Origin of the sequence: Vibrio sp. Vb0304 (assembly GCF_033338995.1) — a bacterium.
GTDB lineage: Bacteria > Pseudomonadota > Gammaproteobacteria > Enterobacterales > Vibrionaceae > Vibrio > Vibrio alginolyticus.
The window spans coordinates 59796-73939 of record NZ_JAWOTT010000020.1 but is presented as its reverse complement, the minus strand read 5'-3'; the positions used below and the strand labels follow the sequence as shown (position 1 = coordinate 73939).

Here is a 14144-nt window from a genome sequence, read left to right as displayed (position 1 = left end):
GGTGGAGAAGAACATGTCCTCTCAAACTCCGGTTGTAACCGTAGATGGACCTAGTGGTGCAGGTAAAGGCACTTTATGTATGTTGCTGGCGAAAAAGTTGGGTTTCCAACTCTTAGATTCTGGCGCAATTTATCGTGTACTTGCACTCGCTGCGATTCACCACGGTGTCGACACCGAGTCAGAAGATGCTCTTGTCCCACTAGCAACCCACCTAGACGTTCAATTTATCGCGGAAGGTGACTTAGTTAAGGTCATTCTAGAAGGCGAAGACGTGTCAGGGGAGCTTCGTAAAGAAGAAACGGGTATGGCAGCATCTAAAGTTGCGGCTTTGCCACGTGTTCGTGAAGCATTACTACGTCGTCAGCGTGCATTTGAGACCGCTCCGGGTCTGGTTGCTGATGGTCGTGATATGGGCACAATTGTATTCCCGAGTGCGCAAGCAAAAATCTTCCTTGATGCGAGTGCTGAAGAGCGTGCAAATCGACGCCTTAAACAGTTGCAAGAGAAAGGGTTAGATGTTAGATTTGCTGACCTTTTAAGCGAGATCCAAGAGCGTGACGACCGAGATCGTAACCGCCCAGTGGCGCCATTACGCCCTGCTGAGGATGCGCTTGTGCTAGATTCTACGTCGATGACTATCGACGAAGTAGTAGAAAAGGCACTACAATATATCGAATCGAAGCTAGCTGAGTAATAATACTCGACTAGGCTAAGAGCGTTGGTCGCAAGGATGATGACTGGCGAATTTAATAACCCCATGCGGTAGGATACCCGTGGAAGTTTAATTTATTGAAGATTAATTAAATGACTGAATCTTTTGCTCAACTCTTTGAAGAGTTTCTAAACGAAACAGAATTCCAACAAGGCAGCATCGTTAAAGGTACTGTAGTAGCTATCGAGAACGGTTTCGTTCTTGTTGACGCTGGTCTTAAGTCTGAATCTGCTATCCCTGCTGAACAGTTCAAGAACGCTGCTGGCGAACTTGAAGTTGAAGTTGGCGCTGAAGTAGACGTAGCTCTAGACGCTGTTGAAGATGGTTTCGGTGAAACTCAACTTTCTCGTGAGAAAGCTAAGCGTCACGAAGCTTGGATCGTACTTGAGAAAGCTTACGAAGAAGCTGAAACTGTTGTTGGTATCATCAACGGTAAAGTTAAAGGCGGTTTCACTGTTGAACTAAACGGTATCCGTGCTTTCCTTCCTGGCTCTCTAGTAGACGTACGTCCAATCCGCGACACTGCTCACCTAGAAAACAAAGAGCTAGAGTTCAAAGTTATCAAACTTGACCAAAAACGTAACAACGTAGTTGTTTCACGTCGTGCAGTTATCGAATCAGAGAACAGCGTTGAGCGTGACGAGCTTCTAGAAACTCTACAAGAAGGTTCTGAAGTTAAAGGTATCGTTAAGAACCTTACTGACTACGGTGCGTTCGTTGACCTAGGTGGCGTTGACGGTCTTCTACATATCACTGATATGGCTTGGAAGCGCGTTAAGCACCCATCTGAAATCGTTAACGTTGGTGACGAGATCCAAGTTAAAGTTCTTAAGTTCGACCGTGAGCGTACTCGCGTATCACTAGGTCTTAAGCAACTAGGCGAAGATCCATGGGTAGCAATCGCTAAGCGTTACCCAGAAGGTCACAAACTAACTGGTCGCGTAACTAACCTAACTGACTACGGCTGCTTCGTTGAAATCGAAGAAGGCGTTGAAGGTCTAGTTCACGTTTCAGAAATGGATTGGACTAACAAGAACATCCACCCTTCTAAAGTTGTTAATGTTGGCGACGAAGTTGAGGTTATGGTTCTTGAAATCGACGAAGAACGTCGTCGTATCTCTCTAGGTCTGAAACAGTGTAAAGCTAACCCATGGCAGTCATTCGCTGAAGCACAAGCTAAAGGCGACAAAGTTACTGGTAAGATCAAGTCTATCACTGACTTCGGTATCTTCATCGGTCTAGAAGGCGGCATCGATGGTCTAGTTCACCTATCTGACATTTCTTGGAATGTTGCTGGCGAAGAAGCTGTACGTGAGTACAAGAAAGGCGACGAGATCTCTGCAGTTGTTCTAGCAGTAGACGCTGAGCGTGAGCGCATCTCTCTAGGCATCAAGCAAATGGAAAATGACCCATTCAATGCTTACGTTGCTGACAACAAGAAAGGTGTTCTAGTTAACGCTACTGTAACTGCTGTTGACGCTAAAGGCGCTACTGTTGAAATCGCAGAAGGCGTTGAAGGTTACATCCGTGCTTCTGAAGTATCACGCGATCGCGTAGAAGATGCTTCTCTAATCCTAAGCGCTGGTGATGTTGTTGAAGCGAAGTTCACAGGTGTAGACCGTAAGAACCGCGTAATCAACCTATCTATCAAAGCTAAAGACGAAGCTGACGAGCAAGAAGCAATGGCATCTATCAACAAGCAAGATGACAATGCATTCGGTAACGCAATGGCTGACGCTTTCAAAGCTGCTAAAGGCGAATAATATACTCGCTTAAGCAAAAAAGGAGCCGCAAGGCTCCTTTTTTATATTTGGTCATATTTAAGTAGTAATACTAATGACAGTAAACTATCTTAATAAAAGGCATTTCTTCATTGCGCATTTTGCATAAAATTTGTCTAGAATTGTCAGCAAGTGTTTGTTGGAATTAGTATTACTTACTATAATAAGTGATAAAGATACTCAAAGAGGGCAACTATGACTAAGTCTGAACTGATTGAAAGACTCTGCGCTGAGCAAACACACTTATCAGCGAAAGAGGTAGAGGATGCTGTAAAAGATATTTTAGAGCACATGGCCTCTACACTAGAGAGCGGTGACCGTATCGAGATCCGTGGCTTTGGTAGTTTTTCTCTTCATTACCGCGAGCCTCGCGTAGGTCGTAACCCTAAAACGGGCGATAAAGTGGAATTGGAAGGTAAATACGTTCCACATTTCAAACCTGGTAAAGAACTTCGTGAGCGTGTAAATATTGGTTAATGCACTCTTATTAGTTTGAAAAAAGCGGCATACGTTTGTGTATGCCGCTTTTTTGTAATGTATCCAAGTTAGTCATACATCTAAGATCGTTTACTAATCTAATTGTGGATTCAGCTGTTTTCTATACCCAAATAACTTTAACTTCTAAGCATGTCTACAAACTAAGCATCTTGAGGTTACTTGGGTATAGATTATTGCTAATATACGTAGTCTGAAGAAGCATTTTCCTGCATAATCTTACCGACTTACTCCTAGAAGGGTGATGTAACATGAAAATTATAAAAATCGTTGCTGTTTTAGCTCTCTTTTTAATTGCATTGGCGTTAGGTTCCCAAAACCAAGAGCTCGTGACTTTTAACTATCTTCTAGCAAAAGGAGAGTTCCACTTATCTACGCTATTAGGTGTAGTATTTGTGGTTGGCTTTGCTTTAGCGTGGGTTATCTTTGGTAGCATCCAACTGAAAACTCAGCTACAGGTCCGTCGTTTAAAGAAAAAACTGAAAAAGTACGAACCAACGGAATCAAACAACGCTGCTGATAAACCAGCCATTGAAAAACAGGCATAAGGATAAGGCTTAACTTTAATGCTTGAACTACTCTTCTTGTTGTTGCCTATAGCTGCTGCGTATGGCTGGTATATGGGGCATCGCAGCGCTCAGCAAGACAAGCAGAAGCAATCTCATCAAATCTCTCGTCAGTATATGACGGGTCTTAATCTGCTGCTCTCTGACCAATCAGATAAGGCTGTCGATCACTTTATTGAATTGCTCCAAGTTGATAACGAGACCATCGATACTCACCTTGCGTTGGGTAACCTGTTCCGGTCTCGTGGTGAAGTCGACCGCGCAATCAGAATTCACCAAAATCTTATTTCTCGTTCAGGCTTAACACTGGACCAAAAGAACCTCGCCCTTCAACAGTTAGCGAAAGACTACATGGTCTCAGGTTTTCTTGATCGTGCAGAGAAAATCTTCGAACAGTTAGTCGAAGAGCCAGATTACAAAGAGGCGGCTCTTCAACAATTAGTGACCATTTATCAGCAAACACGAGAATGGGAAAAGGCGATTTATTACGCGAACCAATTGGCTAAGTTAGGTAATAAACGCTCAAGGATGCGTGCAAATATTGCCCATTTTTGGTGTGAAATAGCCATGCTCGACCAAGCTGATGGGAATACTAATAAGGCAATACAGCATTTTAAAAAAGCGTTAGCGGAAGACCCGAAGTGTGTTCGAGCAAGTATTGCTTTGGGACGAATTTACCTAGAGTCTGAAGACTATAAGCACACCATCAAATATCTGACGGGGGTACTTGAGCAAGATAAAGACTTTATCAGTGATGTCTTGCCAACTATTGCAGAATGCTATCATCATCTGGGTCAGGAAGATGAACTTGTCGAGTTTCTGCGAGCTTGTATTGATAAGAAAGCTGGCGTATCAGCCGAGTTGATGTTGGCTCAATTAGTTGCTCATCACGAGAACGTTGGGGCTGCTCAAGAGTTACTGACGAAACAATTGCTGAAAAACCCAACCATGAAGGGCTTCTACCGTTTAATTGACTACCACATTGCAGAAGCAGAAGATGGTCGAGCGAAAGACAGCCTATCAACACTACAAGCGATGGTGGGTGAACAGTTAAAAGTGAAACCACATTACCGATGCCGGAAGTGTGGATTTTCTACCCATTCCCTTTATTGGCATTGTCCGTCCTGTAAAGGATGGGGGACGATCAAGCCAATCCGCGGATTGGATGGTGAATAATTCTTAATGCAGCTGGCAGAGTTTCTGTCCGCTGCATTTTTTTAACTTTTTATTTAATAAGAACCAAAACAGTTAGGAGATGAAATGATCGACCAAAAAGTTATTGTCGCACTGGATTATGATAACCAAGCAGATGCACTTGCGTTTGTAGATAGAATTGATCCTGCGTCATGCCGACTAAAAGTTGGCAAGGAGATGTTTACGCTATTTGGTCCTGATTTTGTACGTGAACTCCATAAACGTGGTTTCTCGGTATTCCTAGATTTAAAATTTCACGATATTCCAAACACCTGTTCGAAAGCAGTTCGCGCTGCGGCTGAAATGGGTGTATGGATGGTGAACGTACACGCGAGCGGTGGTGAGCGTATGATGACGGCATCACGTGAAATTCTTGAGCCATATGGTAAAGATCGTCCACTTCTTATCGGTGTAACGGTACTAACCAGTATGGAACAAAGTGATTTAGCTGGTATTGGTTTGAATGTTGCGCCTCAGGAGCAAGTGATTCGTCTAGCAACCTTGACCAAAAACGCGGGCTTAGATGGTGTCGTATGTTCAGCGCAAGAGTCCTCACTACTGAAGAGCGAACTAGGCCAAGAATTTAAATTAGTGACCCCTGGTATTCGACCTGCTGGTTCAGAACAAGGTGACCAACGCCGTATCATGACGCCAGTAGACGCTATCCAATCAGGTTCAGATTATCTTGTGATTGGTCGCCCTATCACTAAAGCGTCAAATCCTGCAGAAGTGCTGAAGTCGATCAATGAGAGCTTATCTAAAATGTAAGCATTGTCTCGATTGTATGGAGAAAAGTGAGGCTAAGATGCCTCACTTTTTATATCGAGTGAAAATACTGATCGCGGTAAACAGCCATTCCTTTTAACCAGCTATGTCTGATCATTTACTCGCTGTAACTGGTATATCGGGGCCAATTGAGATAAAGGTTCTGCGGTTTATTCTGAGTAAAGTAGGGCTTGGTACTATGCTGATCACACTTTTGTAACATAACTCACTGTGATGCCTCGAAAATGCAATCATGTGTTATTGATGGCTTGCGTTACAAATATCTAAAGAATACTATGGCGAAGATGCATTCACTGCGTTGTAAGGTCTAGGATGACCTAGTGAAACTCTTTGAAATTAATATAGAAGCTGGCAGGACGTCACTTCATATTACGTTCCTATTATTTCCTATCTGCGTATTTTAAATCGCAGCTTTCTGTGAGCTTTCACACGCTGTCTTCCTTGTTACGACCTTAGTGCGCAAACACAACAAGGAAGAAACATGACTAAAAAACTGCCATTTTCAGTACTAGCAACACTGACCGCTGCCAGTTTTCAACTGAGTGCGGCAGAATTGCCAGCTGATATCGAATGGATTTCAAACAACAACGAACCTCTATTTGCCTCTGAAGAAGCGGTACGAGGTGGCACCTATCGCACTTACATTCAGAGCTTTCCGCAAACATTACGAAGTGTTGGTCCAGATGCGAACTCAGGTTTGCGCCAATACTTAATGGATGGTTCACCAAAACTGGCTCAGCGTCATCCAAATACTGGCAAATGGATCCCTCAACTTGCTAAGTCATGGGCATTTGGAGAAGACAACAAAACCGTATTCTTTAAACTCGACGAAACGGCCGAGTGGTCAGATGGTGAAAAAATTACAGCAGATGATTACGTCTTTATGATGAAGTACTACACGTCAAAAGACATTATCGACCCGTGGTATAACGACTTCTTCACAAACAGTATTGTGAGTGTTGAAAAAATTGATGACTACACGATCAAAGTCAATCTTGCTGTAGCTCAAAGTCATGACTCACTTATGGTTATGATTAACATGCCAAGTAATGGTTTTCAGCCTCGTCCTGAACACTTCTTTGAAGGAGAAAAGGACGCAAATAACGATGGCATGCCTGATAACTTCGTCAGAAAGTTTAACTTTAAATCTGAGCCAACCGCAGCGCCTTACTACATTGATCAAGTGAAGAAAGGTAAGAGCGTGACATTCAAACATGTCGGTGAAGATTGGTGGGGATACAACAACCGCTACTATAAAAACCGTTATAACGTTGAAAAGGTTCGCATTAAGGTAATTCGCGATCCTGATATTGCCATGAAGCACTTTGAGAAAGGCAACTTAGACTACTTTGAGATGGTGCTACCAAGCTTTTGGCATGACAAAACCAATAGTGATGTGTACAAAAAAGGCTATATCCAAAAGTACTGGGGCTTTAACGAAGCACCGCAAGGAGCTGGTGGTCTTTGGATGAACACAGCGATGCCGATGTTGGATAACCTAGAAGTGCGTAAAGGTGTTATGGCAGCCACTGACTATGACGGCATGATTGAAAACATCATGCGTGGAGATTATTCACGTAAACCGCATGGACTCGGCTTTGGTCATGGCGAATACGATGATCCTAACAATACACCGCCAAAGTTTGATGCTGATGCGGCGGTTAAACACTTCGAAAAAGCGGGCTTTGACAAAGTGGGCGCAGATGGTATTCGTGTTAACGACAAGGGTCAACGCTTGAGCTTTGCCATCACCTACGGATACAACTCTTGGACACCGCGTATTGCATACCTGAAAGAGCAAGCGAAACTTGCTGGTCTTGAGTTCACGTTAAACTTGGTGGATGGCTCATCTGCGTTTAAATACATTCTTGAGAAAAAGCATCAGCTAGCGTTTTTGAATATGGGCTCTGGTGAGATCCCTGCGTATTGGGAATACCTACACTCGGATAATGCAAATCGACCACAAACGAATGCTCACACCAACTACAGCAGCCCTGAGCTAGACAAGTTAATTGAAGCGTATGACTCTGAATTTGATCAGGAGAAACGTTACGACTTGTCGCATCAAATCCAAAACTATGTCAGCAAAGCGAATATCATCGTTCCTGGCTACATGGTGCCTTATTCTCGAGTTGCTCATTGGCGCTGGGTTAAAATTCCTAAAAATGGCATGACAAAAGCGACAGAATGGGTGCTTCATCCAATGGATATCGGTAATTTCTGGATTGATAACCAAGTAAAAGAAGAGACAGAAGAAGCGATGGACGAGGGTAAAACCTTCCCAGAATTAACGGTAATTGATGATCGTTACAAATTGTAAATCAGTAGTTTAGATAGAAAATGATAGCCCCGGTAATGAATTTTATCGGGGCTTTCTTTTTTACTTAATAAGGTAAGACGCTTCTAAAAGGTAGGTTTTTGCATCACCAAGCAAAGAGAACGCTTTATCGATGGTTTTAAATCGATCATCAAGCGAGTCGCTTGATATCAGCTGGCTGAATGTTTGCAACGAGAAAGCTTCGTTTGCTTTGAAGAACTGATGTACGTTTTCAAGCTGCACTTTATGAATATGCTCCACCTTATTTAGGGCGGTGGTTAAATCGGAAATGTTAATCGACATTGCTATTCGGGAACCTTATCAACAAGACCTATATGAGGTCATAGAGTGGGGTTTTATATTTTGTGACAGAGAGTAGCACCGAAGAGCAATTTATAGTCTGATGAAGATCAATTTGCCTTATTTAAGCATCTGTAACGTGGCACTAGACGTGTACCTAGAGTTGGTACAAGTTACAACGCTTGAATATAGGCTAGGGTTCAACCTAATCAAAAGTAAAAGCCAAGTCCGACTAAAAGCCCTTGAGAAGCCGTATCATATTCAAATACCTCTTCATTTTTGTAATCGACCCAGGTCGACTTGTAAGCTAAGTTGAGATCAGACCATTCGTTAAAGCTATAACGAACACCAGTTTGAATGGCATAAGTGAAGTGAGTATCGTTGCCAAGTCCGGCGTCGATGCTGGCATGAAATCGCCAGTTTTCGCTCAATTCATCAATGAGTCGCAAGCCAACTAAAAAATCGACCCAATCTTCTTGTAATGACAGTCTATCTTCTAGTACCCGGTTGTCATTACGATACAGCTTGCCGGTGATGTCATTGTCCCACCAACGTAATCCAAACATATAATCCAGTTTACCAAATGAATATTGTTCGCGTTGGAATGCCTTTGCTTCTAGAACACCTTGCCGTATTTCGATGTCCGCACGATAACGAGCGTTAGGCAGAGCGCCCTTGATATTATTAACATCACCACTTAAGTTCATGAAACTATAATCTATGTAGTAGCCCCACTTACTTTGGTAAATACTCTCGAATCGCAACATCGCCCCAATATCGAGGTGGTCTACGATGAACTTAGGATCGACATCCACCTCTGATGAAAAGCGACCAATACTGGTATCCCCGTGGATATTCAGTCCTAGCATGTACACTTCTATGCTATTTCGCCAACGAGATTCTTGTGTCTCGGCTGAGAGCACTACTGATGTAGGTAATACAAGAATGAGTGAGGAGAGTGATAGCAGGTTACATGGTTTCATCCAATTTCCTTTTCGGCTTTTCGTCAGCTTTCAGCTTAGTAGAAGTCGCTACACTCTGCATAAAAAAGGGAAGCAACTTGCTTCCCTGTAATTAACATTGACTTAGAGTTGTTTGGCAATGTCTGAGGTTAGGCTTTCTAAGCCTATGGATAAAGCGTTGACGAGCGCTTCATAGCCCTCATCTTGAAGCGGCTGTGAGATTTGTATTGGCGCGCTGTTTTCTACCTTACCTTCGGCATTAATGAGTAACCATTCCCCCTCAATTTCGATATTACCTTTGTAGCTGCCATTAAATTTATTTAACGTAAGCTGGAGTTTGGCTTCACCGCTTTGATCCAACAGATTATTCATTTCAGTCGGCCAGTAATGACTTTGCTTGTGACGTAGTTCCGCGACGACTCTCTGAGTGATTTGCTCAGAAATACTGTGCGCCCATTGATTGTGCTTCGCCTGAATAACTTGGGTCTCAGAGGTTCGATAAACAATGCCATTATCATTCAAATAACTCGCCAATGTCACTGGACGAACAACTAAAGTTGGGCGCTGAGCGATATCAGAAGAGCTCAGCGTCACTGGTTCCGCCTTAGGTAGAAGGTACATAGCTCCTTTAGTTTGCGGAGCGCTACTGCAACCCGTTAGACCGACAAATAGCGCGATAGACAGAAAGAATACTCGTTTCATTAGTTTTTGCCTTTAACTGGTATTGGGTCACTGATTTCATCTTCTCCAAACACGAGAGAGTTTGGCTTTTCGTTTAGCTGTTTAAGTACGGGTTTAAACTCTGTCATCACGCTTTCTAATTCTTTTAGCGTGGCTTCCATTTCGCTGTACATGGTTGAGTTGGGCCCATAACCATCGAGTGTTTTTTGTAATTGCTGTAAGCTTTGGCGAATATCTGTTGGGATCTCTTGCGTCTCTTTTTGATTCAAAAGTTTATCAATACTGTCCGCCACGCGTTCTGCTGAAGCTAACGTTTTTTCAGACGTTTTTAACGTTGAATTGAGAGAGTCTAGTGTTTCTTCCATTGGTAAGTTATTAATCTTATTTAGGAAGTCGTTCACTTGGCGCTGAACCTGCGCAAAACCACCACGCATGGTTGGGAAAACATCTAAATCAGCAAACTTACTCGGTACGTAAGGCTCGTCGTTTGGATAGAAGTCGGCGTCAACATACAGTGCGCCTGTTAATAAGTTACCTGTTTTTAAAGTACCACGTAGGCCTTTAGCAAACTCACTCTTCAATTTATCTTTTAACATTGGTAAAGATTGGGATTGGAAATCGCCATAAACACGGCCGAGCTCGATACGTACCAATACAGGGATTTTTTTCGCAGAAAAGTTCTCTTCTGGGGTTGGAAGTCGCATTGGTACACGCATCACAGTACCAATTCTCAAGCCTCGATATTCGACAGGTGCCTTACGTTTAAGTCCTCGTACCGATTCATCAAAAAGCATAACGAATTCAATATAATCATCGTACATGCCTTCTCGAAGTTGTTTAATATCATCGTACAAGCGGAAGTTGACCATATTTTCAGTGAGCTGTTCACCGGATTCAAGACCTGGAACGGTATCGAAGGTAACACCACCCGTTAGCATGCTCTCTAATGAGCCAAACTTGACTTCGAACCCTTCAGCATTGAGCTGTAAATCTACGCCAGAATTCAGCCAGAACTTGGTACGAGTGCGCACTAAGCTGTCATAAGGCTTGAAAATAAAGAGTTGGTATAACGCTTTGCGAGTGTCAACATCAAAGCTAGTTTTCTCTACACGACCAACCGTAAAGCCTTTATAAATGACGGGGTCACCAACGCCTAGCTTACCAGCCTCGCGGTGTGTTAACACAAGGCGTAACCCCTCTGCATCAGGAGAGGCCACTGGGGGAACATCTAAGACCGTAAAGCGCTCTTTCTCTATTTTAGATTTACCCGGCTGAAGTTGGATATAAGCGCCAGAGAGCAAGGTCTCTAAACCTGAAACGCCATCACGGCCAATACGAGGCTTCACCACCCAAAACATGGTGTCATCTCGCAGCATGCGTTCTGCATCCTTGTTCATTTGTGCCTTAGCGATGATGTGATCGTAATTTTCACTGAGAGTGACTTCAGTAATCAGTCCGACTTTTACATTCAATGCTCGGATTTCGGTTTTGCCAACCTCAATCCCATCTGCGGTTGGCAGTTGGAGAGTAATTTGTGGGCCTGTACTGTTGATATATTGGAACAGCATCCACGCTCCCATGGCTAGCGCAAGGATCGGGACAATCCATATCGCAGAAATCTGCTTTTGCGGTTTTATTTGAGCGGTTACGTTGTTCTCATCACTCATATTTGGCTTTCTCGTTTAAGTTGTCAGAAATCGGCTCCTGCACTTCGTTTTGTGGCAATTGCCACAACAAACGTGAGTCAAATATCATTGCAGAAAGCATAGTAAAAATGACCACTGCCGCGAAAGAGAGCGCAGCGGGACCTGGATAAATCGCCATTAAGTTTTGCAGCTGAACCAGTGCAACTAAGATCGCGACGACGAAGATATCGATCATGGACCAACGACCAATAAACTCAGTTATGCGGTAGATCTTTAAGCGTGAAATACTCTCTTCGTGCGGAAGATATCGCGCTTTTTGCGCATTGTAATACAGCCACGCGAGTGCCAGCATTTTCGCCATTGGAATAAATACGCTAGCAAAGAAAATTACCATCGCAATAGGGTAAGAACCTAAATGCCAAAGCAATATTACCCCCTCCATGATAGTTGAACCTTCTGCATGTCCAAGGCTTACGGTGTACATCATAGGGTAGAGGTTCGCAGGGATATAGAAAATGACTGAAGCAAACAAAAGCGCCCAAGCTTTTTGTAAATTGTCTGCGGGGTTGTATTTGTGAATAGGGCTTTTACAACGAATGCAGTGTTGGTGTTTTTTAGCTTCAATAGGGTTGAGCTGGTGACACGTATGACAACCAATATGGTTGTGGTTATGGTGCGTATCACCCTCTTTTACATCAGATAGCTCGATAGCTGGAATAAAGTGCCCCCAGAGCCAGCTTTTGTCGACCATTGATATGCATTTGACTACCAGAACGGTATATACACAAAACGCCCAGAATGAAGTGCCCATTCCTATGTCTGCGAGGGAAGCGATTTTAATTAAGCTGACCAACACGCCAATCAAAAAGACATCCACCATTAACCAGGGTTCGACTCGAAACAGAAGACGGCATAAAACTTTTGCCATTCGTTGCTGCTTTCTAGAGGGGGTATGTTTACGTGCTTTTAATGCTTCAAGGTGAAGAAAGAGAATGAGACCAACATAGATTGCAGGCAAAACGATAACTGTTGCGAGTAGCAGCACACCCAAAAGCACATTTTGAAACTCAGCCAGCATTTTGGCAGCGTGCAACAAGGTGATTTCTTGCGACAACCCTTGCACGCTGAACGACATAAAAGGGAAAGAAATGCTTAGCACTAACATGATCAAACATGCCGATGATATGGCGATCACGCTTTGGTAAGGCTTGGCATTCACTTTAGTCAGCGAATGCGAACATCGAGGACATTGTGCTTTTTGCCCCTGTTCGATATCGGGAATGCGAACAACAAGGCCGCACTCTTCGCATGAAATTAACTGACGGGAATTAGGTTGAATACTCATCGGGTAGGTTTTAGATTCATTTGCTTTAAGAATACTCTTTTTTCACTAGGCACGCTTGTTTTGATTCAGGAGTTTACGAGTTTCTTACTTTTGGCATTAGAGCATATGGGAAATCTAAGACATAAACGAAGTCACGTTTGGTACAAGATTTTACGGCGAAGATGAGTATGTTGGAAGTCGAAAATAATGTGATATTGCTTGTCTGTGGAGGGGGGTAATTACTTGTTTTTAAGGGTAAGTAACCCTGCCCAGATAATCTGAGCAGGGAAAAAGAGCATTTTATTTAAGGTGCTTAGTTGTACTTTACTTGACCGTTCCGCTCTTAAAGGCATTGGCCCCGACTTGCGTACCGTTGAGCGTTTTGCCGTAATAGCCTTGGTGCTGGTGATATTTCTCCGCGTTTGCGGTGACATTGCCTTTGAATCGAGGATCTTGTGGACGCTCATGGCTGTTGACGTATGCTGCGACATCCCAAGCTTCTTGCTCTGTCAGCTGCACACTTTTCCCAAGCGGCATGTTTTCGTAAATAAAATAGGCTGCAGTGTTAATCCGGTGCATACCTGCGCCCCAGTTATACGCATATTCGCCCCAAAGTGGTGGAATGTATGAATGGTCGTTGGTGTCTTTGATGCCTGAACCGTCGGCGCGATGGCAAGTTTCACAGTTCTTTTCGTAGACCAATGCGCCTCGCTCTATTGATGGTTCTTGCTCAGGGGCGGCGATTTTTGGGTAGCCACGCCCAGAGAGATTACCCCGCTTTTCAATTGGTAATGCTTGTGCGATGGCTTCGGGCAACGGGAAGTCTTTTGCTTTTCCACCAATTTGCAACGTTTTTGCGTCTAGTTCTGGAATGGGTTCATCCGCCATACCATGTTTGTCAAGCAAGCCGCCCATCGCTAACCAGTAGGCGTAAGCACTAAGGGCAACAATTTCTGTCGAATCGTAAGCGGGCGCTTTACCGTTCATGGAATACTCGAAACAACCTTGGATACGGTCAGCATAGCTGTTTACGCGATCGTTTTTCTTACGATATGCAGGGTATGCCATGTAAGCTGCCCACAGTGGCGCAGCGTTTGCTTTTCGTCCTGCCTCCATATGGCAGTTCACACAGTTTTGTTCGTTGCCAACGTATTTTCCGCGCATTTGTTGTGAGTTAACAAAGAGCGAGTAACCGCGTTTTACTTGCTCACCAAATGCGGTGTTTGGGATTGTGCTGAGATCACGCGATTTTAAGTATTCACCGTGCTTTTCTTTTTCTATCGCAGGTAGCTCTTTCTGGCGGTCCGGTAATGGATCGTTAGCTAGTACGAGCGTAGAAATGAAAGGCAGTGCGAACAAAGAATAGAAACGTTTCATGAC

Annotated in this window: 13 protein-coding genes; 7 read left to right on the top strand and 6 right to left on the bottom strand. The window is 43.6% G+C overall.

What is annotated here, in order from left to right; translation table 11 throughout:
• The first annotated feature begins 13 nt into the window (after positions 1-13).
• The 7 genes from cmk (at position 14) to R7P35_RS19110 (ending at position 7854) form a co-directional block, all read left to right on the top strand.
• Complete coding sequence (gene cmk, locus R7P35_RS19140; RefSeq protein WP_021033981.1) at positions 14-694, top strand: (d)CMP kinase; 681 nt, start codon at positions 14-16, stop codon at positions 692-694.
• A 110-nt stretch (positions 695-804) separates the two neighbouring features.
• The gene (gene rpsA / locus R7P35_RS19135) at positions 805-2475 is read left to right on the top strand and encodes a 30S ribosomal protein S1 (RefSeq protein ID WP_005385817.1); all 1671 of its coding nucleotides are present in this window, start codon (positions 805-807) and stop codon (positions 2473-2475) included.
• Between the two features lie 213 nt (positions 2476-2688).
• The gene (gene ihfB, locus R7P35_RS19130) at positions 2689-2970 is read left to right on the top strand and encodes an integration host factor subunit beta (RefSeq protein ID WP_005385816.1); all 282 of its coding nucleotides are present in this window, start codon (positions 2689-2691) and stop codon (positions 2968-2970) included.
• 269 nt (positions 2971-3239) lie between these two features.
• Complete coding sequence (locus R7P35_RS19125; protein ID WP_005376663.1) at positions 3240-3536, top strand: LapA family protein; 297 nt, start codon at positions 3240-3242, stop codon at positions 3534-3536.
• 18 nt (positions 3537-3554) lie between these two features.
• Positions 3555-4730: a lipopolysaccharide assembly protein LapB gene (gene lapB, locus R7P35_RS19120; RefSeq protein ID WP_005376665.1), complete on the top strand. Its 1176-nt coding sequence runs from the start codon at positions 3555-3557 to the stop codon at positions 4728-4730.
• An 84-nt stretch (positions 4731-4814) separates the two neighbouring features.
• A complete protein-coding gene (pyrF, locus tag R7P35_RS19115) occupies positions 4815-5516 on the top strand; it encodes an orotidine-5'-phosphate decarboxylase (RefSeq protein ID WP_042523084.1) in 702 nt (233 codons plus the stop codon).
• Positions 5517-6015: 499 nt separating this feature from the next.
• On the top strand, positions 6016-7854 hold the full coding sequence (locus tag R7P35_RS19110) for an extracellular solute-binding protein (RefSeq protein WP_017633867.1): 1839 nt from the start codon (positions 6016-6018) through the stop codon (positions 7852-7854).
• A gap of 60 nt (positions 7855-7914) precedes the next feature.
• On the opposite strand, the gene R7P35_RS19105 is transcribed toward R7P35_RS19110, so the two are convergent.
• The 6 genes from R7P35_RS19105 to R7P35_RS19080 all read right to left on the bottom strand — a co-directional run bounded on the left by R7P35_RS19105 (position 7915) and on the right by R7P35_RS19080 (position 14141).
• A complete protein-coding gene (locus R7P35_RS19105) occupies positions 7915-8154 on the bottom strand; it encodes a hypothetical protein (RefSeq protein ID WP_005376679.1) in 240 nt (79 codons plus the stop codon).
• A 206-nt stretch (positions 8155-8360) separates the two neighbouring features.
• Positions 8361-9134, bottom strand: a complete 774-nt coding sequence (locus R7P35_RS19100; protein ID WP_213904866.1) for a hypothetical protein — start codon at positions 9132-9134, stop codon at positions 8361-8363.
• A 102-nt stretch (positions 9135-9236) separates the two neighbouring features.
• Positions 9237-9815, bottom strand: coding sequence for a membrane integrity-associated transporter subunit PqiC (locus R7P35_RS19095; RefSeq protein ID WP_017821657.1), 579 nt, complete (start codon positions 9813-9815; stop codon positions 9237-9239).
• Entirely contained in the window at positions 9815-11461 is a 1647-nt protein-coding gene (gene pqiB / locus R7P35_RS19090; protein WP_017821656.1) for an intermembrane transport protein PqiB, read from the bottom strand. Before pqiB ends, R7P35_RS19095 begins: the two co-directional genes overlap by 1 nt.
• Positions 11454-12785 (bottom strand): paraquat-inducible protein A, encoded by a 1332-nt coding sequence (locus R7P35_RS19085; protein ID WP_005385807.1) that lies wholly within the window; start codon positions 12783-12785, stop codon positions 11454-11456. Before R7P35_RS19085 ends, pqiB begins: the two co-directional genes overlap by 8 nt.
• Positions 12786-13088: 303 nt before the next feature.
• Positions 13089-14141 (bottom strand): c-type cytochrome, encoded by a 1053-nt coding sequence (locus tag R7P35_RS19080; RefSeq protein WP_151515001.1) that lies wholly within the window; start codon positions 14139-14141, stop codon positions 13089-13091.
• Positions 14142-14144 lie beyond the last annotated feature (3 nt).